This window comes from Amycolatopsis sp. FBCC-B4732 (genome assembly GCF_023008405.1).
GTDB lineage: Bacteria > Actinomycetota > Actinomycetes > Mycobacteriales > Pseudonocardiaceae > Amycolatopsis > Amycolatopsis pretoriensis_A.
In genome coordinates, this window is sequence record NZ_CP095376.1 from 5,288,489 (window position 1) to 5,313,480 (window position 24,992).

28 protein-coding genes are annotated in these 24,992 nt (G+C 71.3%); 11 read left to right on the forward strand and 17 right to left on the reverse strand.

Annotated elements, in window-relative coordinates; translation table 11 throughout:
* Positions 1-41: 41 nt before the first annotated feature.
* Positions 42-530 (forward strand): transcriptional regulator, encoded by a 489-nt coding sequence (locus MUY14_RS22665; protein WP_003096372.1) that lies wholly within the window; start codon positions 42-44, stop codon positions 528-530.
* 92 nt (positions 531-622) lie between these two features.
* On the opposite strand, the gene nusB is transcribed toward MUY14_RS22665, so the two are convergent.
* From nusB to MUY14_RS22680, 3 genes are read right to left on the reverse strand one after another with little or no spacing between them, the layout of a single operon-like run.
* Positions 623-1,078, reverse strand: coding sequence for a transcription antitermination factor NusB (gene nusB, locus MUY14_RS22670; RefSeq protein ID WP_247011652.1), 456 nt, complete (start codon positions 1,076-1,078; stop codon positions 623-625).
* Positions 1,078-1,641, reverse strand: coding sequence for an elongation factor P (gene efp / locus MUY14_RS22675; RefSeq protein WP_155542394.1), 564 nt, complete (start codon positions 1,639-1,641; stop codon positions 1,078-1,080). Before efp ends, nusB begins: the two co-directional genes overlap by 1 nt.
* Positions 1,642-1,681: 40 nt before the next feature.
* Entirely contained in the window at positions 1,682-2,770 is a 1,089-nt protein-coding gene (locus MUY14_RS22680; protein WP_247011654.1) for a Xaa-Pro peptidase family protein, read from the reverse strand.
* A 93-nt stretch (positions 2,771-2,863) separates the two neighbouring features.
* Here MUY14_RS22680 and MUY14_RS22685 point away from each other — a divergent pair, with 93 nt between their 5' ends.
* Positions 2,864-3,256 (forward strand): B-4DMT family transporter, encoded by a 393-nt coding sequence (locus MUY14_RS22685; protein ID WP_247025207.1) that lies wholly within the window; start codon positions 2,864-2,866, stop codon positions 3,254-3,256.
* On the opposite strand, the gene MUY14_RS22690 is transcribed toward MUY14_RS22685, so the two are convergent.
* From MUY14_RS22690 to MUY14_RS22735, 10 genes are all read right to left on the reverse strand, one after another.
* Positions 3,253-4,722 (reverse strand): beta-xylosidase, encoded by a 1,470-nt coding sequence (locus tag MUY14_RS22690; RefSeq protein WP_247011656.1) that lies wholly within the window; start codon positions 4,720-4,722, stop codon positions 3,253-3,255. The two genes, MUY14_RS22685 and MUY14_RS22690, sit on opposite strands and share 4 nt — an antisense overlap.
* Before the next feature lie 424 nt (positions 4,723-5,146).
* A complete protein-coding gene (locus MUY14_RS22695) occupies positions 5,147-6,061 on the reverse strand; it encodes a GNAT family N-acetyltransferase (RefSeq protein WP_247011658.1) in 915 nt (304 codons plus the stop codon).
* Positions 6,058-6,489, reverse strand: coding sequence for a type II 3-dehydroquinate dehydratase (gene aroQ, locus MUY14_RS22700; RefSeq protein ID WP_247011660.1), 432 nt, complete (start codon positions 6,487-6,489; stop codon positions 6,058-6,060). The genes MUY14_RS22695 and aroQ overlap by 4 nt, the downstream gene beginning before the upstream one ends.
* Positions 6,486-7,595 carry a 3-dehydroquinate synthase gene (gene aroB, locus MUY14_RS22705; RefSeq protein WP_247011661.1) on the reverse strand — a complete coding sequence of 370 codons (1,110 nt, stop codon included), beginning with the start codon at positions 7,593-7,595 and terminating at the stop codon, positions 6,486-6,488. The genes aroQ and aroB overlap by 4 nt, the downstream gene beginning before the upstream one ends.
* A gap of 8 nt (positions 7,596-7,603) precedes the next feature.
* Positions 7,604-8,125 (reverse strand): shikimate kinase, encoded by a 522-nt coding sequence (locus MUY14_RS22710; protein ID WP_247011663.1) that lies wholly within the window; start codon positions 8,123-8,125, stop codon positions 7,604-7,606.
* On the reverse strand, positions 8,122-9,309 hold the full coding sequence (gene aroC, locus MUY14_RS22715) for a chorismate synthase (RefSeq protein ID WP_247011665.1): 1,188 nt from the start codon (positions 9,307-9,309) through the stop codon (positions 8,122-8,124). Before aroC ends, MUY14_RS22710 begins: the two co-directional genes overlap by 4 nt.
* A 48-nt stretch (positions 9,310-9,357) precedes the next feature.
* Positions 9,358-9,972 carry a prepilin peptidase gene (locus MUY14_RS22720; protein WP_247011667.1) on the reverse strand — a complete coding sequence of 205 codons (615 nt, stop codon included), beginning with the start codon at positions 9,970-9,972 and terminating at the stop codon, positions 9,358-9,360.
* A 735-nt stretch (positions 9,973-10,707) separates the two neighbouring features.
* The gene (locus MUY14_RS22725) at positions 10,708-11,349 is read right to left on the reverse strand and encodes a zf-HC2 domain-containing protein (protein WP_247011669.1); all 642 of its coding nucleotides are present in this window, start codon (positions 11,347-11,349) and stop codon (positions 10,708-10,710) included.
* On the reverse strand, positions 11,346-11,858 hold the full coding sequence (locus MUY14_RS22730) for a sigma-70 family RNA polymerase sigma factor (RefSeq protein WP_281506174.1): 513 nt from the start codon (positions 11,856-11,858) through the stop codon (positions 11,346-11,348). The genes MUY14_RS22725 and MUY14_RS22730 overlap by 4 nt, the downstream gene beginning before the upstream one ends.
* A gap of 5 nt (positions 11,859-11,863) precedes the next feature.
* Positions 11,864-12,232 carry a hypothetical protein gene (locus MUY14_RS22735; protein ID WP_247011670.1) on the reverse strand — a complete coding sequence of 123 codons (369 nt, stop codon included), beginning with the start codon at positions 12,230-12,232 and terminating at the stop codon, positions 11,864-11,866.
* A gap of 105 nt (positions 12,233-12,337) precedes the next feature.
* Between MUY14_RS22735 and MUY14_RS22740 the strand changes: the two genes are divergently transcribed.
* A complete protein-coding gene (locus tag MUY14_RS22740) occupies positions 12,338-12,772 on the forward strand; it encodes a ubiquinol-cytochrome c reductase iron-sulfur subunit (protein ID WP_247011671.1) in 435 nt (144 codons plus the stop codon).
* A 72-nt stretch (positions 12,773-12,844) separates the two neighbouring features.
* On the opposite strand, the gene MUY14_RS22745 is transcribed toward MUY14_RS22740, so the two are convergent.
* Both MUY14_RS22745 and MUY14_RS22750 read right to left on the reverse strand, forming a co-directional pair.
* Positions 12,845-13,300 carry a PTS glucose transporter subunit IIA gene (locus MUY14_RS22745; protein WP_160702981.1) on the reverse strand — a complete coding sequence of 152 codons (456 nt, stop codon included), beginning with the start codon at positions 13,298-13,300 and terminating at the stop codon, positions 12,845-12,847.
* Positions 13,297-13,536, reverse strand: a complete 240-nt coding sequence (locus tag MUY14_RS22750) for a glucose PTS transporter subunit EIIB (protein WP_247011672.1) — start codon at positions 13,534-13,536, stop codon at positions 13,297-13,299. The genes MUY14_RS22745 and MUY14_RS22750 overlap by 4 nt, the downstream gene beginning before the upstream one ends.
* 244 nt (positions 13,537-13,780) lie before the next feature.
* Between MUY14_RS22750 and MUY14_RS22755 the strand changes: the two genes are divergently transcribed.
* From MUY14_RS22755 to MUY14_RS22775, 5 genes are all read left to right on the forward strand, one after another.
* Entirely contained in the window at positions 13,781-14,569 is a 789-nt protein-coding gene (locus MUY14_RS22755) for a GntR family transcriptional regulator (protein ID WP_247011673.1), read from the forward strand.
* Positions 14,566-15,801, forward strand: a complete 1,236-nt coding sequence (locus MUY14_RS22760; protein WP_247011674.1) for a PTS transporter subunit EIIC — start codon at positions 14,566-14,568, stop codon at positions 15,799-15,801. The genes MUY14_RS22755 and MUY14_RS22760 overlap by 4 nt, the downstream gene beginning before the upstream one ends.
* Before the next feature lie 39 nt (positions 15,802-15,840).
* A complete protein-coding gene (locus MUY14_RS22765; protein ID WP_013224593.1) occupies positions 15,841-16,107 on the forward strand; it encodes an HPr family phosphocarrier protein in 267 nt (88 codons plus the stop codon).
* Between the two features lie 76 nt (positions 16,108-16,183).
* Positions 16,184-16,999, forward strand: coding sequence for a serine hydrolase (locus MUY14_RS22770; RefSeq protein WP_247011675.1), 816 nt, complete (start codon positions 16,184-16,186; stop codon positions 16,997-16,999).
* Complete coding sequence (locus MUY14_RS22775; RefSeq protein ID WP_247011676.1) at positions 16,996-18,474, forward strand: alpha/beta hydrolase; 1,479 nt, start codon at positions 16,996-16,998, stop codon at positions 18,472-18,474. Before MUY14_RS22770 ends, MUY14_RS22775 begins: the two co-directional genes overlap by 4 nt.
* Positions 18,475-18,780: 306 nt before the next feature.
* Here the strand turns inward: MUY14_RS22775 and MUY14_RS22780 are convergent, their stop codons facing one another.
* The gene (locus MUY14_RS22780) at positions 18,781-19,713 is read right to left on the reverse strand and encodes a D-2-hydroxyacid dehydrogenase family protein (RefSeq protein WP_247011677.1); all 933 of its coding nucleotides are present in this window, start codon (positions 19,711-19,713) and stop codon (positions 18,781-18,783) included.
* A 183-nt stretch (positions 19,714-19,896) separates the two neighbouring features.
* On the opposite strand from MUY14_RS22780, the gene MUY14_RS22785 reads away from it, so the two are divergent.
* From MUY14_RS22785 to MUY14_RS22795, 3 genes are all read left to right on the forward strand, one after another.
* A complete protein-coding gene (locus MUY14_RS22785) occupies positions 19,897-20,301 on the forward strand; it encodes a hypothetical protein (RefSeq protein WP_247011678.1) in 405 nt (134 codons plus the stop codon).
* A 25-nt stretch (positions 20,302-20,326) separates the two neighbouring features.
* A complete protein-coding gene (locus MUY14_RS22790; RefSeq protein WP_247011679.1) occupies positions 20,327-20,986 on the forward strand; it encodes a TetR/AcrR family transcriptional regulator in 660 nt (219 codons plus the stop codon).
* A 62-nt stretch (positions 20,987-21,048) separates the two neighbouring features.
* Positions 21,049-23,730: an NACHT domain-containing NTPase gene (locus tag MUY14_RS22795; protein ID WP_247011680.1), complete on the forward strand. Its 2,682-nt coding sequence runs from the start codon at positions 21,049-21,051 to the stop codon at positions 23,728-23,730.
* On the opposite strand, the gene MUY14_RS22800 is transcribed toward MUY14_RS22795, so the two are convergent.
* On the reverse strand, positions 23,675-24,961 hold the full coding sequence (locus tag MUY14_RS22800) for a GrpB family protein (RefSeq protein ID WP_247011681.1): 1,287 nt from the start codon (positions 24,959-24,961) through the stop codon (positions 23,675-23,677). The two genes, MUY14_RS22795 and MUY14_RS22800, sit on opposite strands and share 56 nt — an antisense overlap.
* Positions 24,962-24,992: the final 31 nt, after the last annotated feature.

Sequence of the window (24,992 nt, forward strand, 5' to 3'; positions counted from 1 at the left end):
CACCTCGACCGGTCGGGGGGTGAAGAACGGAGAACGACCAGATGGGCGATTACGCCAAGGCGCTCGGGGCCAAGCTCCGCGGGATCCGCCAGCAGCAGGGCCTGTCCCTGCACGGGGTCGAGCAGAAGTCCGGTGGGCGCTGGAAGGCCGTCGTCGTCGGCTCGTACGAGCGTGGCGACCGTGCCGTCACCGTGCAGAAGCTGGCCGAGCTGGCCGACTTCTACGGTGTGCCGGTGGTCGAGCTGCTGCCCGAGGGCCGGGTCCCCTCCGGTGCCGAGCCCGCCACCAAGATCGTGATCAACCTCGAACGCCTGCAGCAGCTGCCGGCCGAAAAGGTGGGCCCGCTGGCCCGCTACGCGGCGACGATCCAGAGCCAGCGCGGCGACTACAACGGCAAGGTGCTTTCGATCCGCACCGAGGACCTGCGGTCCCTGGCGATCATCTACGACATGACCCCGGGCGAGCTCACCGAGCAGCTCATCGACTGGGGTGTCCTCCCCCCGGAGGCGCGCCCGTCCAAGGAAGACTGATCGCAGGTGTTGCTGTGCCGACGCAGTGAGCGTTCCCCGGTGGGGCACCGGAGACGCTCACTGACTCGTCGGGGGGCTCGCAGCAGCAGGATCTAGAGAACGGCGCGCAGGCGGTCGGCGATGGTGCCGATCCGGCCCAGCACGCCGTTGACGAACCGCGGCGAGTCGTCCGTGGAGAGTTCCTTCGCCAGGCCGACGGCCTCGTCGATCGCGACCGGGTCCGGCACGTCCTCGGCCCAGAGCAGCTCGTAGACACCGACCCGCAGCACCGCGAGGTCGACCTTCGGCATCCGCTCCAGGGTCCAGCCCTGCGCGTGCTCGGCCAGCAGCTCGTCGATCGCCGCCCGGCGGGCGGTGACCCCCTCGACCAGGTCGATCGTGTAGTCCCCGATCGGGTCGACCTCGGTCGCTCCGACGCGGTCGGCCAGCAGCGTCACCGCGTCGGCGTCCCGCTGTGAGGCCTCGTACAGCATTTCCACCGCGCGACGGCGCGCCTGCCTGCGGCTGATCGCGCCGCCGCGGTTCGGGTGGGGTTTCGAAGTCGGCATCAGCTGGAGACGCGGCCCAGGTAACGGCCGTCACGCGTGTCGACCTTGATCTTCTCGCCGGTCGACAGGAACAGCGGGACCTGGATCTCCGCGCCGGTCTCCAGCGTCGCCGGCTTGGTGCCGCCGGTCGAGCGGTCGCCCTGCAGGCCCGGGTCGGTGTGCTGGATGACGATCTCGACCGAGGTCGGGAGCTCGACGTAGAGCGCCTCGTTCTCGTGCACCGCGACCTGGACCTCGGTGTTCTCGAGCATGTAGTTGGCGTTGTCGCCGACGACCGCCGCGAGCACGGTGATCTGGTCGTAGGTGTCGCCGTCCATGAACACGAAGTCCTGGCCGTCCTTGTACAGGTAGGTCATGTTCCGGCGGTCCACCGTGGCCGTCTCGACCTTCGTGCCCGCGTTGAACGTCTTGTCGACCACCTTGCCGGTGAGCACGTGCTTGAGCGTCGTGCGCACGAAGGCGCCGCCCTTGCCCGGCTTGACGTGCTGGAACGCGGTGACGGTCCACAGCTGGCCCTCGAGGTTGAGGACGAGCCCGTTCTTCAGGTCGTTGGTCGTGGCCACGAGCTTGCAGTCTCCTGTGTCTTCGGGTTCGGGGCCGCTGTCAGACGACCACGAGGTTCTTGGTGCTCAGGGTGAGGAGTTCGGGCTCCCCAGCCCGCACGACGAGCGTGTCCTCGATGCGCACGCCACCGCGCCCCGCGAGGTAGACGCCGGGCTCGACGGTGACCGCCATACCGGCGGACAGTGTACCGACGCCCGTCGCGGCGAAGCTCGGTGCCTCGTGGATCTGCAGGCCGACGCCGTGCCCGAGGCCGTGCGCGAAGTGCTCGCCGTGCCCCGCGTCCGCGATCACCCGGCGCGCGGCGGCGTCCACTTCGGACACTTCGGCGCCCGGCACGACGGCGTCGACACCGGCCGCCTGCGCCGCGTGGACGAGGTCGTAGACCTCCCGCTGCCAGTCCGCGGGCTCGCCGAGGACGAACGTGCGGGTCATGTCGGAGTGGTAGCCGTCGACGGTGGCGCCGAAGTCCAGCTTGACGAAGTCACCACGCTCGAGCTCGGCGTGCGTCGGCTGGTGGTGCGGGATGGCCGAGTGCGCGCCGGCGGCGACGATGGAGGCGAAGCTGAGCGCCTCCGAGCCGTGCTCCAGCATCCGGTTCTCCAGGTCACGGGCGATTTCCAGCTCGGTCCGCCCGGGCCGGAGGCCACCCGCCGCGACCAGGTCGGCCAGCGCCCGGTCGGCGGCGGCGCACGCCTGGCGCAGCGCCTCGATCTCGGCTTCGTCCTTGACCACGCGCAGCTGCTCGACCAGGCCGGGCGTCCGCTGGAGCTCGACGCGCTGCCGGAGCGCCTCGTACTGCTCGACGCTGACGTGCTGGCTCTCGAACCCGACCAGCGAGTAGGTCTTGGGGTCCTTCGCCGCCTTCGCGACGAGGGCGGCGGCACTGGCCCGGTCGACGACGGTTTCGAGGTCGGGCACCTCCCCGGCGGCCTGCGTGGTGTAGCGCCCGTCGGTGCAGAAGAGGGTCCGCGCGTCCCCGCCCGCGTGCACCAGCACGGCGGCGTTCGACCCGGTGAACCCGGTCAGGTAGCGGATGTTCAGCAGATCGGTGACCAGCAGGGCGTCCACACCGGCTCCGGTCAGGAGCCCGCGCAGCGCCGCGCGACGTCGTTCATGGGTATCCGGCACGCGTCCCACCCTAGTTGCCCGGCCGTCAGGTGACTGGCCAGTAGGCCGCCTACACTCCGCAAGATGAGCGCCTGGGTGATTCGCGGACTCGGGATGGCGGTGCTGCACGGCGCGGCCATCACCCTCCTCGCCAAGTACGCCGTCTACCACCCGACGGACCAGACGCTGGTGGTCTCCCTGGCCCTGGCGGTCCTGGTCGGCGCGGCGGCGCTGTGGAGCGCTCTGGACGCATGGCGGGGCCTCCCCGACCGCGGCCGGGTGTGGTTCATCGCGGCACTGGTCACGGGCCCGGTGGCGGGAATTCTGTACGTGATCGGCCGGGCGGTCTTCGTCGACCAGACGGGGGTGTCGGAACTCGGCGGCGCGTTGACCGGCGGGGCGGCGTTTTCGGCGTTGCTGGTGCTGATCCCGGCCGGCCTGGGGCTGTTCGTCGGCGGCCGGATCGGGCGTTCCCAGCCCCCGTCCGAGGACGGCGTGGGCTCCTAGCCCACCAGCGAGCGGCCCTTCGGGTAGCCGTCCCACTCGGCGGCGGTGATTGCGCGCGCGGCCGAGCCGTTGTTGCCGACGATGCCGCCGTCCGGGACCCGCCAGCGCTTCTTGTCGTCGAGCACGAACGCGAAGCCCTTGCCCGGCGCCTGCACCGCCTCCGCGCCCGAGCGCAGCCGCGCGGCAAGGGGAAGCGCCGTCACCGCCGCGGGCGCCTTGTCCAGGACCTCACCGGCCAGCGCCACCGCCACGGCGCGGCGGTCCACCCGGACCCGCACCCCCGCGCGGACCAGGTCCATCGTCCGCTCCGGCGACGGCATCGTGACGCCGTCGAAGGTCGCCGCCGTCCGGCCGGGGTTGCCGCACGCCTGGCTGCCCAGCAGGTCGAGCCCGAAGTGGCGCAGGTCGGTCGGGGCACCGCCGTTGGTGGTCGCGCGGACGACGTCGAACGGCACCCGCTCGCACGGGTCGGCCGACGACAGCGGCGCGTGCCCGTCCGCCCGGCGCACCAGCCCTGGCCCTTCCTTCCACGGCCCGGGGATCAGCACCGGCCGGAAGGGGTTCTCGGTGAAGTCCGGCGTCCAGAACGTGAGGGTCGTGCCGCCGTCGGTCTCGTGCGCGACGACGAACGCGTCCAGCGCGCCCACCCACATCAGGTCCGCGCTGAACCCGTCGACGATCGACCGCCCGCGCGGCGCCGCCGTCGACGTCACCGGCACGAACCCGCCGACGTCCAGCGCCTGCACCCCGGACCCGAACGCCGGATCGGCCGAGCGCAGCACGAACTGCCCGGCCCCGTTCCACCCCGCCGCGCGGCCGGTGGTGTCGGTGAACATCAGGTAGAACCAGCCGTCGAGGTAGACGACGGACGGCTGGCCGGCCCCGTAGACGTTCGCGCGGTGCACGTCGTGCGACGGCCCGAGGATCGGCTTCCCGCCCGCGGCGCGCGTCCAATGCACGCCGTCGGGGCTGGTCGCGAGGCCGATGGCGTTGCCGAGCGCGTGCTCGCCCGCCGCGCCGGTGTAGTACAGGTAGTAGGTCGAGCCGACGCGCAGCACGGACGGGTCACAGGTGTGCATGCCGTCGAACTGCCCGGGCGCCCCGGAGAAGACGGCCGCGGGGATCCCGCCACCCGGTCCGGTGAACGGCCCGTCCATGGATTGCGCCTGCGCGTAGAGGATGTCGTCGCCCGCGGGCCCGGCCCCGCCGTACTGGCTGCACCACCACATCCGCGTCTGCCCCCGATCGAGCATCACGGTGGGCCCGTAGTTGTAGACGGCATCCGCGCCCCCGGCGGCGATCACACCCCCGCTTTGCCGCGGTTCCCCGGAAGCGAGCGCGACATCGGCGGGCCGCGGCGCGCTCCGGCCACCCGCGATGGCGGGCTGCTCCCCGGCGGCCTGCGGCTGGGCGTAACCCTCGGTGCAGCCCGCGACCAGCAGCCCGGCCAGCACACTGGCGAGCAAGGCACGAGCGGGTCGCCGACCCCCACGACGAAACGGGCGCACGACATCGGAGTGTAGCGAGAGTGACCCCGTACGGGTGAGGACGCTCCCGCTCGACGGTCCCCCGATCGCGAAGGGCTGGGGCCCGGAAGAGGCTGGGGTGATCGAGATCCGGCTACCGGGCGTCACCCTCGACGGTGGTCGGTGGCGCTGCCAGCCGCTTCGGGACCTGGGGTCTCGCGAACGCGGCAGCGAGGGACCCGCCCGCCGGCACCCCGGCGACGAGCACGCGCGGCTCGAGCCCCGAGCGATCTCGCGCGGGCGAAAGCCCGGCTGGTAGCGGCCGGCTGAAGCCCCTGCGGTGCGGCCGACTCAGCACTCCGCCAGGCATTTCCCGGGCTGCGGGCCATCGCGTGCGGGCGTCCCGCGGATAGCCGCCGCCCGGTTACTCCTCCGGTGGGGAGCCTTCCGACGCGACCAGCTCCACCTCGAAGCCGGACTCGTTCTCGAGGTAGGCCGCGTAGTGGGCGGGGCCGCCCGCGTGGGGGTAGCGGTCCGCGAACAGCGGGCGCCAGCCGTGGTCGGGTGCGCGGGTTGTCAGCGCGTCGACCTCGGTGCGGGTGGCCACGTGGAGCGCCAGGTGGTTCAGGCCCGGCCGGGTGCGTTCGTGGTTCGTCGCGCTCAGCGCCGGTGAGGCCTCCACCACCAGGTACGTCCCGCCGAGGCGCCAGCTGACGCCCGCGGGCCAGCGCTGGAACTCCCGCCAGCCCAGCTCGCCCAGCAGCCAGCCCCAGCTTCGCTCCGCTTCGGCGAGGTCCGGGACCCACAGCTCGACGTGGTGCGGCCGTCCGTGGGCGGTGGGCAGGGTGACCAGGACCCGGTGGAGGTCGCCGTAGTGGATGCCGGAGCCGACGTCCAGGAAGCCCAGGCGCGCGGCCACCTTGCGGCTCGCCGCGTTGTGTTCGTGCACCAGGGCCCAGATCGCCGGGAGGCCGAGCACGCCCAGGCCGTGGTCGAGCACCGCCTGGGCGGCCTCCGTCGCCAGGCCCTGACCGGCGTGGGCGCTCGCCACGTAGTAGCCCAGTTCGGGCACCCCGCCGGGCAGCTCACTCGACGGGCGCAGGTGCGCGACGCCGATCACCTCGCCGTCGCGCTCGATCGCCCAGTGGCCCTGGCCGGCCGGGCCGCGGTAGGTCAGGCGGCGGTCGACCATCGCGCTCGCCGACGCCGGGTCCGAGAAGTCCGCCGCGAAGAAGCGGCTCATCTCCGGGTCGGAGAAGACCTTCACGACGGCTTCGCGGTCGGCCTCGACCAGCTGCCGCAGCGTCAGCCGCGACGTGGTCAACGTCGGCAGCGTCATCCCGGGTGGGCGGCGAGCCAGCGCAGGGCGAGCGGGTAGCCGTCGACGCCGAGGCCCGCGATCACCGCGGTCGCGATGTCCGAAAGCACGCTGTGGTGCCGGAACGCCTCCCGCTTGTGCACGTTCGAGATGTGCAGCTCGATCAGCGGGGCGGACAGCTGCGCGGCGGCGTCGCGCACCGCGATCGAGTAGTGCGTCCACGCGCCCGCGTTGAGCACCACCGGATGACCGCCGTCCGCGGCTTCGTGCAGCCAGCCGACCATTTCGCCTTCGTGGTCGGTCTGGCGGACCTCGACCTCGATCCCCAGTTCCTCGCCGGTCGCGACGCACAGCGCGGCGAGGTCGTCGTGGGTGGTCGAGCCGTAGACCGACGGCTCGCGCTTGCCGAGCCGGCCCAGGTTGGGGCCGTTGAACACGAACGCCTTCACAGGAGGATGCTCCCGCCGCTCTTCGGAGCGTCCGCCGCGATCGCCGAGTACGCGGCCGCCAGCAGCGACGGGTCCGGGCCCTCGAGCCGGCCGGGCTTGGCGAGGTCGTCGAGGACTACGAACCGCAGCACCCCGGACCGGGTTTTCTTGTCGCCCTTCATGGTTTCCAACAGCTGCGGCAGCGCGTCGGCGTCGTACGTCGTCGGCAGGCCGATCAGCTTGAGCACCGACGCGTGGCGCTCGGCCGTCGCGTCGTCGAGGCGCCCGGCCAGGCGCGCCAGCTCGGCGGCGAACACCAGCCCGACGCTCACCGCGGCCCCGTGGCGCCACCGGTACCGCTCGCGACGCTCGATGGCGTGGCCGAGGGTGTGGCCGTAGTTGAGGATCTCCCGCAGGTCGGACTCGCGCAGGTCCGCCGCGACGACGTCGGCCTTCACCTGGATCGAGCGGCGGACCAGCTCGGCCAGCACGTCGCCGCTCGCGTCGAGCGCCGCGGCCGGGTCGGCCTCGATCAGCTCGAGGATCCGCGGGTCGGCGATGAAGCCGGTCTTCACGACCTCGGCCATGCCGGCGACGAGCTCGTTCGGCGGCAGCGTCTCCAGCGTCGCGAGGTCGACGAACACCGCGCTCGGCTCGTGGAACACCCCGACCAGGTTCTTGCCGGCCTCGGTGTTGATGCCGGTCTTGCCGCCGACCGCCGCGTCGACCATGCCCAGCAGCGTGGTCGGCACGTTGATCAGCCGGACGCCGCGCATCCACGTGCCCGCGACGAACCCGGCGAGGTCGGTGACGGCACCGCCGCCGAGCCCGACCACGACCCCGCGGCGGTCCAGCCCGATCCGGCCGAGCACCTCCCAGCAGAAGCTCGCGACGGTCAGCGCCTTGCCGTCCTCGGCGTCCGGGATCTCGACGCGGTGCGCGTCCAGGCCCGCCGCGATCAGCTCCTCGCGGATCGCCTCGGCCGTGGTCGTCAGCGTGGGCGGGTGGATCAGCGCGATCTTCGAGGCGTCGGCCAGCTGCGCGGTCAGGTCGCCGAGCAGGCCGCGGCCGACCACGACGTCGTACGGGTGGGCGGTGGCGACGGGGATGCGCACCGGATCGGACACGGGGTGACTCACTCCTTGGCTTCGGCGGGGGCGAGCCGCGCGGCGAGGTCCGCGACGATCTCGGCCGGGGTCCGCTCGTCGGTGACGACCTCGACGGTGGCGACCTCGCGGTACACGGGCACGCGCTCGTCGAGCAGTTTCTTGAACGTGGCGCGGGGGTTCACCCCCGCCAGCAGCGGCCGCGCGTTCGAGAGGCCGGTGCGCTGCACACCCGCGGCGAGGCCGACGTTGAGGAACACGACGGTGTGCTCCGCCAGCCGGCCCCGGGTGCCGGGCGTCAGCGGCGCGCCGCCGCCGAGGGAGAGCACGCCTTCGTGCTCCGCCAGCGCCGTCGCGACCGCTTCTTCTTCCAGCGCGCGGAAAGCGGGTTCGCCGTCCTCCGCGAAGATGTCGGAGATGCTGCGCCCGGTGCGCGCGACGATGTCGTCGTCGCAGTCGCGGAACGGCACGCCGAGCGCGGCCGCCAGCAGCGGGCCGACCGTGCTCTTGCCCGAGCCGGGCGGCCCGACGATCACCGCGCGCGGGCTCACCAGCGCTCCTCGAGGGCCTTCAGGTACGCCTCGGCGTTGCGCTTGCCCTCGACCAGCGAATCGCCGCCGAACTTCTCCAGCGCGGCGTCGGCGAGGACGAGCGCCACCACGGACTCCAGCACGACGCCGGCCCGCGGTACGGCGCAGACGTCGGACCGCTGGTGGATCGCGACCGCGGGCTCGCCCGTCTTGACGTCCACTGTGGACAGTGCTTTGGGGACGGTCGAGATCGGCTTCATCGCGACGCGCACCCGAAGCGGCTCGCCGTTGGTGATGCCGCCTTCGAGGCCGCCCGCGCGGTTGGACCGGCGGGTGACGCCGACCGGACCGGTGCCGCGGTCGATCTCGTCGTGCGCCTGGCTGCCCCAGCGGCGCGCGGTCGTGAAGCCGTCGCCGACCTCGACGCCCTTCATCGCCTGGACGCCCATGAGCGCGCCGGCCAGCCGCGCGTCGAGCCGCCGGTCCCAGTGGACGTGGGAGCCGAGGCCCGGCGGGAGGCCGTAGGCGAGGACCTCGATCACGCCGCCGACGGTGTCGCCCGCCTTCCGCACGGCGTCGACCTCGGCGACCATCGCGTCGGTGCCCGCCTGGCTGAACGCGCGGACCGGGCTCTCGTCGATGGCGGCCAGGTCGGCCGCGACCGGCAGCGGGCCCTCGGGCGCGTCCGCGCCGCCGATCGAGACGACGTGGCTGAGGATCTCGACCCCGAGCAGCTGCTTCAGGTAGTTGCGCGCGACGGTGCCGAGCGCGGTCCGCGACGCCGTCTCGCGCGCGCTCGCCCGCTCCAGGACGGGACGGGCCTCGTCGAAGCCGTACTTCTGCATGCCGGGCAGGTCCGCGTGGCCCGGGCGGGGCCGGGTGAGCGGTTCGTTGCGCGCGAGGCCTTCGAGCACCTGCGGGTCGACCGGGTCGGCCGCCATGACCTGCTCCCACTTGGGCCACTCGGCGTTCTCGATCTGCACCGCGACCGGGCCGCCCTGGGTGAGGCCGTGGCGCACGCCGCCGAGGAACTCGATGTGGTCGGTCTCGAAGCCCATCCGCGGGCTGCGGCCGAAGCCGAGACGGCGCCGGGCGAGCTGCTCGGTGACGTCGGCGGTGGTGACGGCGACGCCGGCGGGCATCCCTTCGAGCACGGCGGCCAGCGCGGGTCCGTGCGATTCACCTGCGGTGATCCAGCGCAACATGGGCTCAATCCTGTCACGGGCGCGGGGCGGGCCGGGACGTGCCTCCGGTCATGGCGCCCCCGGGAAGACGGCGCACAGCCAGGTGGCCGCGAGCAGGGCGGGACCGTGCGGGACGCGGGCCCGTTTCCGCGCGGCGGCGACGGCCAGGCTGAGCAGTGCGGCCAGCACCGCGGCGACCGGGAGGGCGGCCCAGCCCACCGCGCCCAGCACCGCGCCGAGGCTGCCGGAGAGCTTGACGTCCCCGACGCCGAGGGTGCTCGTCCGGTGGGCCAGCGCGTGGGCCGCGCCGAAGAAGACGGCGCCGACGGCCGCACGGAGGGCGAGAGACGGGCCACCGCCGCCGAGGGCCGCGGCTCCGATGGCCGCGCCGAGGAGGGGGTAGGCGGGGAGGGTCAGTGCGTCGGGCAGGCGGAGGTGGCGCAGGTCGGCGAGGGCCAGCGGGACGGCGACGGCGGTGAGGGCGAGGGGTACGGGCAGCCACCAGGCCGGCCAGGCACCGGTGAGCCAGCGGGCGGTGGCCGCGGTGGCGGTGAGGGCGGTCAGGAGGGTGGCGAGGGCGAGCGGGATGGGGGCGTCGGCGCGGTCGAGGGCTCGTTTGGCGAGGGGCGCGGTGGCCGCTCCGGTGGCGGCCGCGGCGGTGAGGGTGAGGATCGTCGGGGGCATGGGTCCAGCGTGCTGCAGTGGGGTTGAGCTGGGCAAATGCCGAGCGTCGCGAAAGGACCGTTCGTGCCGCCGGGGGCCGGTTATCACTCCTGTGGGCGACGGCGAAGGGGCCCGAAGCGCGGCTCGGGAACCCCTGCGAGCGGTCCGGCAGAGCGGGCGAACCGCGGCCGGACTCGAGGTGGGCGAGGCCGAAGGGGCGGGCTCGGACGGCTGGGCATGAAGCGGCACGGCTCGGAGCGTGCGGGATCGAAGCCGGGCGGCGCTGAAACGGCGGGGCTGGAAGCGCGCGGCTCAGGCGGGCGGGCTCGACGCGACGGGCACCGAAGCCGCTCGGGCGGAAGCGGGCGCTTGAAGCATCCGGGACCGAAGTGGGCGGGGCTGAAGCAGCCCGGGCAGAAGCGAGCGGGATCGAAGTGAGCGGCACCGAGGTAGGCGGGGCCGAATCAGCCCGAGCAGAAGCGAGCGGGATCGAAGTGAGCGGCACCGAGGTAGGCGGGGCCGAATCAGCCCGAGCAGAAGCAAGCGGGATCGAAGTGAGCGGCACCGAGGTAGGCGGGGCCGAATCAGCCCGAGCAGAAGCAAGCGGGATCGAGGTAAGCGGCACCAGGTGGGCGGGGCCGAAGCCGCCACGACTGAAGCGGGCGGGATCGCGGCAGGCGGGACCGAGGCTGGCGCGGGGCCGCAACGAGCGGGTGGCTTGCCCGGGTCCCCCTGCGACCCGGGCGAACCACCCCGTCACAACGTCAGCCGCAGCAGCGCACGCCCGCTCCCCCCTCGCACCTCCAACGCCGCCAAATCCGACCGCTGCAACGCCGTCCCGATCACGATGCGGGCCGTGTTGTCCGGGACCGCCTTCCACGTCGCCAGCTGGGTCTCCGTGCCCGTCCGGGAGATCGCCACCAGCACGTAGTCGCCACCACTGCGACCGCCCGTGTAGCTGCACGACATGTCGACCTGCGTGCCCCACTCGAAGGCGTCCAGGCGGGCGTCCGCGCGGACCGGGAACTGGCCCAGCGCCGTCATCGCGATCGACGGCGGGGGCGAAGCCGCCGGCCACGACGCCACCACCGCCAGTGCCACGCACGCCGACACCGCCAGCGCGGCCGACACCGACGTCACCGCGAGGCGGATGCGGCGGCCGCGGCGGACGCGGGCGAGGATCGCGGGCAGCAGGTCGGGCGGTGGCGGGCCGGGTTCGGGCAGGACCGCCGGGGTGTCGACGCGGGCCAGCAGGCCCGGGAGCCCCGCCATGTCGCGGACCGAAGCCGCGCAGTGGTCGCACGTGCGCAGGTGCTCCTCGAAGCGCCGGCGGTCCTCGGGGGACAGCGCCCCCAGCACGTAGGCGGCGTCGAACGCCGCGAACGGGTCTTCGCTCACTGGGTCACCCCCCTCTCCTCGAGCACCAGCCGCAACGCGCGCAACGCGTAGTGCGTGCGGGACTTCACCGTTCCCTCGGCGACGCCCAGGCGCAGCGCCGCGTCCGCTACGGAATAGCCCTGGAAGTAACACAGGACCAGGACCTCGCGGTGCCGCTCGGACAGCTCGGCGAGCGCCTCCGCGACCAGCCAGCCCTGGACCGCGCGGTCCGTCCCGTCGGCGACGGCGAGCTCGGGTGGCTCGTCCGTCACCACCTCCGACCGGGACGACGCCGAGCGCCAGCCGTCGATCGCGATGCGCCGCGCCACCGTGAACAGCCACGCGCGGGCCGACCCCTGGGACTGGTCCAGCACCGCCGTCGAGCGCCAGGCGCGCAGCAGCGTCTCCTGGACGACGTCTTCGGCGCGGATCCGGTCGCCGGAGGTCAGGTGGAGCGCGTAGGACCACAACGCGGCCGCGTGTTCCTCGTGCAGCGCGCGCATCAGCGCCTCTTCGGCGACTTCCCCCACGGAACTCAGGCCGCGACTCGGCGCCGGTCCTTCACGAACAGCAGCGCCAAGCCGCCCACGATGCAGATCGCCTCCGTGATGACGCCCCAGTACTCGGGCTGGCTGTTGAACTGGTCGTGGTTGCCGGCGAAGCCGACGGTCGCGGCCAGCACGTACGCGCCCAGCGTCAGCACGCCGAACCCGAGCGCGCCCAGGGCCGGCAGCCAGTGCCGCCAGGCCAGCACCGCGATCGCGAGGACCAGGCCGCCGATCGCGTCCAGCAGGAACAGCGGGCCGACGATGCCCGGGTAGTCCTCGGTCCACAAGAAGTAGTGCACGCCCGCCGAGCCCAGCAACGCGGCCGCCACGACGATGCGCAGAACCCATCCCACCATGATCGTTCCTCCACTCCACACCCACTCGGCTACATACACGGAACAGGGGCCGATCCGGTTCACCGCGGATTGAACCGATGCGGTGTCGATCTCGTTGGTAAGGGCATGACTGCCGAACTGCACTCCCGCCGCACCGTCCTGACCACCGGTGCCGCCGTCGCCGGTGCCGCCGTCGGCGCCGTCGCGCTCACCGCCTGCTCCTCGGACGACGCCAAGTCCGGCACCGCGCAGGCGCCGATCGCCGCCGGAACACCACTGGTCGCGCTCGCCGACGTCCCCGTCGGGGAGGCGAAGGCGGCCAAGGCCCCGGACGGCTCCGACGTCATCGTGGCCCGGCCGTCCGAGTCGGCCGCCGCCGCGTTCAGCGCGATCTGCACGCACCAGGGCTGCACCGTCGCCCCCAAGGGCGCCGACCTGATCTGCCCCTGCCACGGCTCCGTCTTCAACGCGCTGACCGGGGAAGTCAAGCAGGGACCGGCGAACAAGCCGCTGCCGAGCGTGCCGGTCAAGGTGGAGAACGGGAAGGTCGTCACCGGCTGACGGGCCGGGGACGCCGAAGGGCCCTTGCGGACGAGCACCGTCCACAAGGGCCCTTCGCGTGACAGAAAGTCCTCAGGCGTCCCAGGCGAACAGCTTTTCGCCCGCCGCGACGTCGCGCTCGGCGTCCAAAGCGGACAGCACGTCCGCCGACGCGTCCAGCGCGACCACCGGGACGATCGCCGAGTAGCCCGCCGCGGTCACCGCTTCCGGGTCCCAGCTGACGACCGGCTGGCCGGCCCGCACCTGCTCGCCCTTGACGACGTGCAGCGTGAAGCCCTCGCCCTTCTCCTTGACCGTGTCGATGCCCAGGTGCACCAGCACGGCCTTGCCGTCCTCGGTCGCGATGACGTAGGCGTGCGGGTGCAGCGTGGCGACCGTGCCGTCGACCGGCGCCACCGCGTCCGACCGCCCGCCCGAGGGCTGCACGGCGATGCCCGGGCCCACCATGGCCTGCGCGAACACCGGGTCCGGGACCTCGGTGATCGGCACCACGCGCCCGGCGACCGGGCTGAGGACCTCGAGGCTCACAGCAGGTCCTCGATGTCGCTGGCGATCGTGTCCGCCTCCGGCCCGACGATCACCTGCAGGGCCGAGGACCCCATCTTGACGACGCCCATCGCGCCGGCCTTCTTCAGCGCCGCTTCGTCGACGAGGCTCATGTCCTCGACCTCGCAGCGCAGCCGCGTGATGCACCCCTCGACCTCGGTGAGATTGCCCGCGCCGCCGAGTGCCGCGAGGATCTTTTCGGGCCTGTCATCCGCCATCGCGGTCTCCTTGATCACTGTTTGTTCCCAACCTGACGCGAACCGCGTGTCCACCTGTACTACGCCGTTCGTCGGCATGCACCCCGCCGCGGGCCACGAACGGATAACGGTGGGTTGACACCCGTCCGCGCGGCGGAGCATCCTGCCCCATCAGATCATTGGTCTAGACCGGAACGTACCAATGTTCCGGGCCGGACGCGAGCACCGGTCCCCCGGTGACACGAGAACGAGGAGGGTGACGCCGATGAGCGCGGCCGCGCACGTCCCGCCACCCGACCGGGTCGTCAACGGGCCCACGCCCAAGCACGCCCAGCTGCGGGAAATCCTCCGCCGCACGGTGGAGCGGGAGCTCCCGCCGGGTGCGCCGATCCCGTCGGAACGCGAGCTGGCCCAGCGCTACGGCGTGTCGCGGCTCACGGTCAGATCGGCGATCGGCAAGCTGGTCGAAGAGGGTCTGCTCGCCCGGGTCCGCGGCAAGGGCACCTTCACCGCGGCCCGGCGGATGGAACTGCAGCTCTACCTCATGTCGTTCACCGACGACATGAGGCGGCGGGGGCTGACCCCGACGACCGAGGTGGTCTCGGCCGCCACCGAGGTCCCGCCCACCGCCTCGGCCCACGCCCTCGGCCTGGCCGAGGGCACTCCCGCGCACCACCTGGTGCGCTTGCGCCACGCCGACGGCGTTCCCCTGGCCGTCGAGCGGGGCTGGTACCACGCGGGCCGGGCTCCCGGCCTGCTCGAGCTCGACCTGACCCAGTCGCTCTACGCGCAGCTGGCCGAGACGTACGACGTGCGTCCCGACCAGGCGTGGCAGACGGTCTGGGCCGAAGGAGCGGATCGCGAAACGGCCCGGCTGCTCGGCATGCGCGCCGGCAGCCCGCTGCTCGTGTTCCGCAGGGTCTCCAGCGCGAACGGCGACCCGATCGAAGACATCACTTCCTGGTACCGGGGAGATCACTACCAGGTGACCATGCAGTTGGACCGGAACACCCCGGAACCCGGTCAACCACCCCACTATGGAGGATCCAGATGAGCTCCACCACCGCGGAGGGGGCGAAGAAGAGCGGCAGCGGTCTCGCCGGTCTTCAGCGCTTCGGCCGTAGCCTCATGCTCCCCATCGCCGTGCTCCCGGCGGCGGGCATCCTGCTGCGGTTCGGGCAGGACGACATGCTCGGCAAGGACGGCCTCGGCTGGAACAAGGTCGCCTCGGTGCTGGGCGCCGCGGGCGGCACGCTGTTCAACTGGCTGCCGCTGCTGTTCGCGGTCGGCATCGCGGTCGGCTTCGCCAAGAAGGGCGACGGCTCGACCGCCGTCGCGGCCGTCGTCGGCTTCTTCGTCTTCAGCTCCGTCGTCCAGGTCTTCGCCCCGCTGAGCGACCTGCCCGGCTACAAGGCGGGCGCGACCGAGCTGGCGCCGATCAAGTGGCCGTACTCGGTGCTCGCGGGTGTCGTGGTCGGCATCGTCGCGGCGCTGCTGTGGCAGAAGTACCACCGCATCAAGCTGCCCGCCTACCTGGCGTTCTTCGGCGGCCGCCGGTTCGTCCCGATCATCACCGCGGTGGTCATGGTGATCCTCGGCGTGGTCTTCGGCCTCGTCTTCCACTGGGTCGACCAGGGCATCCAGGCCGCCGGTGACGCGGTCACCGCCTCCCCGATCGTCGGTGGCGGCATCTACGGCGCGCTGAACCGCCTGCTCATCCCGGTCGGTCTGCACCAGCTGCTGAACGTCCCCGTCTGGTTCATCTTCGACGGCGGTGACATCAACAACTTCGTCGCCGGCAAGATGTCGGCCGGTGCGTTCACCACGGGCTTCTTCCCGATCTTCATGTTCGCGCTGCCCGCGGCCGCGCTCGCCATCTGGCAGACGGCCCGCCCGGCGCAGAAGAAGGTCGTCGGCGGTGTGATGATCGCCGGCGCGCTGACCTCGTTCCTGACCGGTGTGACCGAGCCGATCGAGTTCTCGTTCATGTTCGTCGCGTGGCCGCTGTACCTGTTCCACGCGATCATGACCGGCACCTCGCTGGCGATCTGCAACGCGCTGGGCATCCACCAGAGCTTCAACTTCTCGGCCGGCGCGATCGACTACCTGCTCAACTTCGGCGCCCCGGCGGCGCAGAAGCCGTGGCTGCTCATCCCGATCGGCCTCGTCTACGCGGTGATCTACTACTTCGTGTTCCGGTTCGCGATCATCAAGTTCAACCTGCGCACCCCGGGCCGCGAAGACGACTCGATCGAGGCCGACCTCGACCGCACCGCCGCCGCGTAACATCCGTATCGACGTAGTACCCCGTTAGAGAGGACGAACATGCCGGAGAAACGCGTCGCCGTGGCGAGCAAGGTGGGTCTGCACGCCAGGCCGGCCGCGCTGGTGGCGAAGGCGGCCGCGGCGCAACCCGTCGCGGTGCAGATCGCCAAGGCCGGCGGGAGCCCGGTGGCCGCCGGCAGCGTGCTCAACCTCATGACGCTCGCCGCCGGGTACGGCGACGAGGTCGTCATCAGCGCCGAGGGCGAAGGCGCCGAGGAGGCCGTGGAAGCGGTCGCCCAGCTCGTCGCCACCGACCTCGACGCCTGAGGCAGCGAAACCCGCGAAGGCCCCCGCACCGGTCCCCGACACCGGTGCGGGGGCCTTCGTTTCGTAGGGTGGGCGTATGGAGAGCCTGCGCCTGATCGACGAGTGGCCGGTGGACAACGCCGCGACGGCCGTGGTGTCCGCCGACGGGGCCGTGCCGGGCCGCCACGGCGACACCGCGCGGAAGTTCCCGCTGGCCTCGGTCAGCAAGCCGCTGACCGCCTACGCCGCGCTGATCGCGATCGAAGAGGGCGTCGTCGAGCTCGACACCCCGGCCGGGCCGGAGGGCTCGACCGTGCGGCACCTGCTCGCCCACACCTCCGGGCTCGCGTTCGACGCGCACAAGGCAATGGCCGAGCCGGGCACGCGGCGGCTCTACTCCAACGCCGGGTTCGAGCAGCTGGCCGACGCGCTCGCCGAGCACTCCGGCATCCCCTTCGCCCAGTACCAGGCCGAAGCGCTGTTCGCCCCGCTCGGGATGACTTCGACCACCTTGACGGGTTCGCCCGCGTCGGGCGCCGTGTCCACAGTGGACGACCTGGTCGCCTTCGCCGCCGAGTTGCAGGCGCCCGAGCTGCTCGACCCCGCGACCGTCGCCGAGGCCACGAACGTCGTCTTCCCCGGCCTGTCCGGCGTGCTGCCCGGCTTCGGGCACCAGAAGCCGAACGACTGGGGCCTCGGCTTCGAGATCCGCGACCACAAGAGCCCGCACTGGACCGGCGCGAACAGCTCGCCGCGCACCTTCGGGCACTTCGGTCAGTCGGGCACGTTCCTCTGGGTCGACCCGGCCGTGGGCGCGGCCTGCGTCGCACTCACCGACCGCGCGTTCGGCCCGTGGGCGGCCGAGGTCTGGCCGCGCTACACCGACGCCGTGCTGGCGGAATTGGGCGCGTGAAGCGGGTCCTCCTCGCGGCCGTCCTGCTGGTGGCCGCCTGCAGCGCGCCCCAGGCCGCGCCGGTGCCCGCTCCCGCGCCTTCGCCGCAAACCGCTCCGCCGGCGCTGGGCACGAACGGCGCCGCCGTACCCGCGCTGCACTGGACGCCGTGCCACGGGCCGTTCCAGTGCGCGGGCGCGGCCGTGCCGCTGAGCTACCGCGAGCCGAAGGGCGCCTCGATCACGCTCTCGGTGATCCGCCTGCCGGCGAGCGACCCCGGACGGCGGCTCGGCTCGCTGTTCTTCAACTTCGGCGGCCCGGGCGCCGACGGCGTCGGCGAGCTGACGCGGTTCGCTGCCCGCTACCCCGACGAGCTGCGCGCCCGGTTCGACCTGGTCAGCTTCGACCCGCGCGGGATCGGCGGCTCGTCGCCGGTCAGCTGCCCCGGCGCCGACCACCTGCCGCCCGCCGGGTCGCCGCTGCGGCAGCCGGACGCGTTCTTCGCGGCGAGCGCGGCGACCGGCCGGGCCTGCGCCGCCTCGGGTGCCCTGCTGAGCCATTTGTCGACCGCGAACGTGGCGCGGGACCTGGAGCTGCTGCGCCAGGCCGTGGGCGACCCCGCGCTGAACTTCTACGGCTACTCCTACGGCACGTACCTGGGCGGGACATACGCGAACCTGTTCCCGGACAAGGTGCGCGCGATGACCCTCGACGGCACGCTCGACCTCGTCGCGAACGCCACCGGGAAACCGGGCCAGGAGCAGCAGCCGGTGGACGTCCGAGCCGACGTCGCCGGGGCTCAGCAGCGGGAGCTGGACCAGTTCTTCGCGGTGTGCGCCGCCGCCGGGCCCCGCTGCGCGTTCTCCGCGGGCGACCCGAAGCAGCGGTTCGCCGGGATCTTCGCCCGCGCGTCCCGCGGTCAGGGCGTCGGCTCGCTGATGCGGACGGTCGACAGCGCGCTCTACCAGTCGGGCCGGTGGAAGCGGCTGGCCCAGACCCTTTCCGCGATGCCGTCGGACCCGGGGCCCGCCGCGCCGGTGCTGGACCCGTACGTGCCGACGCACTCCGCCGGGTTCCTGGCCGTCCAGTGCGTCGACAGCGACAACCCTTCTTCGGTCGCCGGCTACACCGCGCTGGCCGCTCGCGAGAGTGCGCGTCAGCCGTACTTCGGGCTGGGGTCGGTGTTTTCGATGGCGCAGTGCGTCGGCTGGCCGGCCCACGACGCCGATCGGTACACCGGGCCGTGGAACCGGGCGCGGAAGAACCTCGTGCTGGTGCTGAACAACCGGTTCGACCCGGCGACGCCGCTGCACAACGCGGAAGCGACGGCGGCGGAGCTGGGTGACGGGCGGGTGCTCGTCGTCGAGGGCTACGGCCACACGTCCCTCGACGCGCCCAGCGCGTGCGCCTCGGCGGCGGTCGTGCGGTACCTAACCGAGTTGAGCGCGCCCGCCGCCGGGACCACCTGCGCTCCGGACGCGGTCCCGTTCTCGTGAGCCGCTGACCGGAGTCCGGTCAGCGGCCCGGGCCGAGGCCGGCCCCGGCCACCACCGTCACGGCCGCGCCCGCGCCGGCCTTCGCGGAAGGGCAGTGGCCCGCGACGACCTCGTGAGCGGGAAACAGTGTTCCAACCCTGTTTCTCACTCACGACCCGGGCGCACGCGTCGTTCAGCCGAACGGACCCGCCGACAGGGTCTTTGGACCCTGCCGGGGGCGCCGCGCGGGTGGTGTCATGGTTCTCGTGCGGGCCCGCCGCCGGGCCGGTGCGGGGACCTCGGGCCCCGGCGGGCCGCACGCCAAAGCTACTCCATCAGCCGGATCGGTTCCCCCGCCTGGTAAGCCGCGATGTCCTCGACCGCGTCGCCGTAGAAGATCTCGTAGGTCTCGCGCGCGACGAAGCCGAGGTGCGGCGTCAGGACGGCGTTGTCGAGCGTCCTCAGTGGATGGTCGGCCGGGAACGGCTCGACGTCGTAGACGTCCAGCGCCGCGACCCGGATCTCGTTGCGCCGCAACGCGTCCACGAGCGCGTCCTCGTCGATGATCGGGCCGCGCGAAGTGTTCACCAGCATCGCGCTCGGCTTCATCGCGGCGAGCTCGGGCGCGCCGACGAGACCGCGGGTGCGGTCGCTGAGCACCAGGTGGATCGACAACACGTCCGACCGCGCGAACAGCTCCTCTTTCGACACCGCCGTGACGCCGTGCGGCTCCGCCTTCTCCGGCGTCAGGTTCTGGCTCCAGGCGATGGTCTCCATCCCGAACGCCTGCCCGATCTTCGCCGCACCGGCGCCGAGCCTGCCGAGGCCGAGCAGGCCGAGCGTCTTGCCGTGCAGCATGGTGCCGACGGTCGTCTGCCAGCCACCCTCCCGCATGGACCGGAACTCCCGCGGCAGGTTCCGCGCCGCGGCGAGGATCAGCGCCCAGGTGTGCTCGGCGGTCGGCTCCCCCAGGTAGCCGGTCTTGGACACGACGACGCCGTTGCGCCGCGCGGCCGGGACGTCGATGGCCGCGTTGCGCGGGCCGGTGCTGACCAGCAGCTTCAGGTCCGGCAGCCGGTCCAGGACCTCGGCCGGGAACCGGGTGCGCTCACGCATCGCGACGATCGCTTCGAAGCCCTGCAGCTGCCCCACGACGTCGGTGAGGGGCTCGGTGAAGACCGTGATGTCGGCCTTCAGCGAGTCCCAGTCACCGAAGGTCAGGGCGACGTCCTGGTAGTCGTCGAGGATCGCGATGCGCATGACCTCACCGTAGTGGGACGACGACGTCCCCGCGGACCAAGCGGTGATCGGCGGCGTCGTGCACCCCGGGCCGGCCAGGTTGCCCGGGGTGACGTCGCCGGAGTCGGCGTGACCCGGCTCTCTTGAACACGTTCAAAAAGCGCGCTACCGTCTTCCTGAACACGTTCAAAACTTGGAGGAACCATGGACCCCGTCGTCCTCGCATACGCGCTCTACCTGCTGATCAGCATCCCGCTGACCGTCCTCGTGGCCCGGACGCTGAGCAAGCACGGCCGCACCTTCCTGGCCGAGGTCTTCGCCGACAGCCCGGGCCTCGCCACCGCCGTCAACCAGCTGCTGGTCGTCGGCTTCTACCTGATCAGCCTCGGGTTCGTGACGCTGTTCCTGACCAGCCGGGCGACCGTGCTCAGCGCGCGCGAGGTGTTCGAGCTGCTCTCGGTGAAGGTCGGCGTGGTCGCGCTGATCCTCGGGGTGATGCACCTGACGAACGTGCTGATCTTCAACGGCATCCGCCGCCGCCACCTGGCCCCGAAGCCCCTGCCGGCGCCTCTCCCCTATCCGGGGATGCCGCCCTTCCCGCAGCACTGACGGAACCGGCGCTAACGTGCAGCCCGTGGCCAAGAGCGAGGAAACGCGGTCCCTGATCGTCACGACCGCGATGCGGCTGTTCACCGAGAACGGCTACGACCGCACGACGATGCGCGCGATCGCCGCCGAAGCGGGCGTCTCGGTCGGCAACGCGTACTACTACTTCTCCTCGAAGGAACAGCTGATCCAGGGCTTCTACGACGAGATCGCCCGGCAGCACCTCGAGACGGCCCGCCCCCTGCTGGCCGGCGAGCAGGCGTTCGCGGCGCGCCTGCGGGCGGTGCTGCTGTGCTGGCTCGACATCGCGGAGCCCTACCACCGCTTCGGCACGCAGTTCTTCGTCAACGCGGCCGACCCCGAGTCGCCGCTGAGCCCGTTCAGCGACGACTCGTCGGCCGCGAGGGAGGCGTCGATCGGCCTGATGCGCGAGGTCATCGACGGCTCGGACGTGAAGCTGGACCCGGAACTGCGGGCGCAGCTGCCGGAGTTGCTGTGGCTGTACCAGATGGGCGTGGTGCTGTTCTGGGTCCACGACCGGTCGGCGGGGACGAAGCGGAGCCGGATGCTGGTGGAGCGGAGTGTGCCGCTGCTGGCGCGGGTGGCGGCACTGTCGCGGCTGCGGATCTTCCGGCCGGTGAGCCGGGAGATCGTGGACCTGATCCAGGACCTCGCCAAGCGGGAGTAACACTCCGCGGCCGGTGCGCGACCCTTTTCACGGCCTGTACGCCTGTGGAGAGGTGACTCCTGGTGCCGCTGAGTCTCACCCAGATCGTCAGCATCGCGTCGGGTCTCCTGGTCGCGGTCACCGGTTTTTTGTACCAGCGACGCAAGTACCTCGAGTCGGTGACGCGTGACCTCGGGCTGGAAGCGTTTCCGCAGTACATCATCCGCGGAATCGGTTCACGGCTGGTACGCCGGCTCCGGCCGGCGGTCGCAGCCCGGCTCAGCCTGAGAGATTTCGCGCTGAACCGGCTGGCGGCGAGTTCGAACACGTTGCTGGTGCCCGCCGCAGTCCCGGTGAAGCTCGTGCTGGATGACATGTTCGTCCCACTGACCGCCACCGCTTCCGACCGAACCAGGATTTCGGCCGACGAGATCATCGAAGGCGACTATCCCCGAACCTTGCTCATCGGCGACCCCGGCTCAGGAAAATCGACGCTGGTGAAACGGATCTACCGGGACATCTGCCGGGCCGCGATCGCCGGTTCCGCGGTCGGGCCGACGCGTATCCCGGTCCTCGTGGAGCTGAAGAACCTCGCCGCGGCGGACTCGACCGGCAGCCTCGTCGAGTTTGTCGAACGTCAGGTGACCTCGATCAACGCCTACGCGGGCAAGGACCTCTTCGACTCCTTCCTCGGCACAGGCCGGGTTACCGTCCTTCTCGACGGCTTGGACGAAGTGAACACCAGCGACTTCTCGGCCGTCTCGAACGAAATCGTGAAACTCTGCGACCACCTGGCGAAGAAACACCCCGCCAACCAGGTCGTCCTGACCACTCGGCGCCAGCTCTACGTCAACCTCTCCCCCGACTTCGCCGACATGTTCGACGCACACCTGACCCTGGAACCGTTCACCGCGGACGACATGTACGAATTCTTGAGCAAGTGGCCGTACCGCAGCGACCCGGATCGGCACCTCCCGCGCATCTTCGGCAACTTGGCATCCCAGCCCAATATCCGCAGCATGTGCGAGACACCACTCATCCTGGCGATGTACGTGGCGACCGACCAGATGGCAGGCGGCGAAGGGCTCCCCGAAACCCGGCCGGACTTCTACCGATCGGTGGTCGACGAACTGCTCGTCCGACGCGGAAGCCGGCAGCGCGGGCTGACCACGGGCCTGAACGTCCTGCGCCGGACGCGACAACAACTCCTCGGCCGAATCGCCTTGGAGCACCTGCTCGACGGCAGCCAATCACGGAACGCTTTGGACTGGGACAAGGCGGTGGCGATCGTCCGGGACGAGGAGGGACTCTCGGAAAGCGAAGCCGGACAACGACTCAGGGAGCTCTCGCGGGACACCGGCCTGTTCACCGAGGAACGCAAGGAGGAGAGCATTCGGTTTGTGCATCTGACGTTTTGCGAGTTCCTCGCTGCGGGCGCGGTGGACCGCGGCGACGACGAGGCCTGGCGATGCATCAGTTCGGCGATCGAAGGCGACACCGACGAAGCCCTCAGGTTCGCGGAACGACTGGCCGAGGTGATCGTTTTTTCCGTCGCGCTGCAGAAGAACGACCGCGTACGCCGGGAGCGACTGCTGTGGACCACGCTCGTCGGCGGCGTCGAACTCGGCCTGCGCACCATCGTCGACTGCCAGCCCTACGAAGACGCAGTCGTGATGCTGGAACTGGCGGACATCGCGAACTCACTCAGCCGGGCGACGGAGCGAGACGAGACCTGGTTCCCCCTGTTTCGCCTCGTCGCCATCGCCCTCCGAGACCGCGAACTTGCCGAACGCTCGATCACCGGACTCAGGCCCAGCCACCTCAAGCCGTTTTTCCTCGCCGCAACCACAGGTGCACAGGACGGTTTCGACGCGCTCTTCGTTTCCTACATGCGGCTCGACCCGGCCGCGGCGCTGGAACTCGCCCGGTCGACCGGCATTGAGATCGCCGACGACCGACCCGAACTGCTGATCAAGGTCCTGGATGAGCCCGCCGTGCTCGCCCAGGCCATCGCCCAGTTTCAGGCGAGCGAAGAAAACGCACGGAGATGGGGCCGAATCTTGGCACTGGGGATGTTCTACCACCAGAGCGTGTACACCCGGCTGAACTCGACTCCTCCCCTCAGCCCACCCCCCAGCTGGCTGCTGCCGCGAGCAGGTCGGCGCACCTGCTGGTACCACGACTACCGGTTTCGAAATTCGATCATCGGCGTGGTACTCGAGGCAGGTTGCCGATGGCACGGATCGTCCACGACACTCAATTTCGCCGACAGCCTCGCCATTCGCAAATCGCGCACCGTCTCGCGACTCCGCTTCGCGTTTTCACTCCTCGTCTTGACCACACTTGTGAGCACATGGTGCGTTGCCTACACAGGTTCCGTCATCATACATTTCGAACCAGAAGCGGCCGCGATGACAGCTACGGTGTTTTCGCTTGCTTTTACCACCTCTTCGGTCGCCGCCTATCGTCGGAGCTTCGACCCCAAAGACGGTGCGGCGTACGCTGTCCACAAGATAAAAGGTGAGCCCAGAGTCCAGGAACTACTGGAACTGATAATCGCGAACCCCCGGATGCGCACGTACGACATGATCAAACGTGTACGCCGGAATACGCGCGAAGCACAGGACGTCTCCAATGGCTTCCTCGACAGAGTTCGAGCCTCCGCACCGACGGTCATGATCCTGAACCCGAACAGCCGGTTCACCGCGTTCAACCTGCTGTTCGAGCGTCTGGTGGAACTGGAAGTCGATCCAGAGCGGGACTGACCGCCCGGAAGTACAGGAACCGGGGTTTCGTGCGCAGGTTCGCCGCCCACTTCGGGTCGGCTTCCTCCGCCTCCGCGGCCGGCATCGGCTCCTCCAGCCGGTCCACCTCGAAACCCGCCTCACGGACCGCGGTGAACGTCCAGCTCAACGGGCGCCGGTAGAAGCGCACCACCTGTCCGGCCGGGAACTCGTCCTCCAGCAGTTCCAGCTCGAAGTAGTTCTCCCGCTCGAACCAGCGCCAGTCCTCACCGGGGTGGTGCACCGAAAACACCAGCGCCCCGCCGGGCTTCAAGATCCGCCGGAACTCGGCCAGCATCGCCGCCCAATCCTTCACGTAGTGCAGCACCAGCGAAGCCGTGATCACGTCGAAGGAACCGGACTCGAGAGCAAGCGGCTCAGTTACGTCGGCGACTTCGAACCGCGCCACCGAACCGAACTTCCGCTGGGCGACCGAAACCATCCCCGCGCTCGCGTCCACCCCCAAGACGTCCGCGCCCCGCGCGGCCAGCAACGCGCTCAAGTGCCCGGCCGCGCAGCCGACGTCCAGTACCCGCCGGCCTGAGACGTCGCCGGCCAGGTCCACGATCGCGGGCCGGTCGTACCACGCGTTCGTCACCGACTTCTCCGCGTGCGTCGCGTAGGACTCGCTGAACGCGTCGTACTGCGCCGCGCGAGCCCGGCTGATGATCTCCTCCACCACCTCGGTCTTCGCGTCCGCGTAGTGGCCGATGTACTTCCACGTCCGAGCGGCCAGTTCCCGCTTGGTCGCCGCGTACAGCTCGAGCTCGGACGGGTGCGAACGCAGGCGGTCGCGGAACAAGCGGTACCGCGGTGTCTGGCCGTTGCCCGGCGAGTACACGTGCAGGTTGACGTTCGTGTCCGGGCCCTTGAAGCACCGGTGCTTCTCCCAGTCCGGCTCGCGGATCACCAGCCGGTAGCCCGCCCCCTCCAGGGCCGGGACGTACGTCTCCTCGTCGGCGGAATCCGGGACCTCCAGGAGGATGTCGATGATCGGCTTCGCGCACAGGCCGGGTACCGACGTCGAGCCGACGTGCTCCAGCACGAGCACCCGCTCCCCCAGCACTCCCCTGATCCGCGCGGCTTCGCGCTCGAACAGCGCCGGCCACCGCGGGTCGTAGTCGACCAGCGTGACCGTGGAGTTGAGTTCCGGTGGTTCGCCGACCCACGCGGCGTTGATCTCGGCCTCGCTCTGTGCTTCCCGGCTGCTCATCCCGTGCAGACCCCTTCTTTCGGGCAGTCCA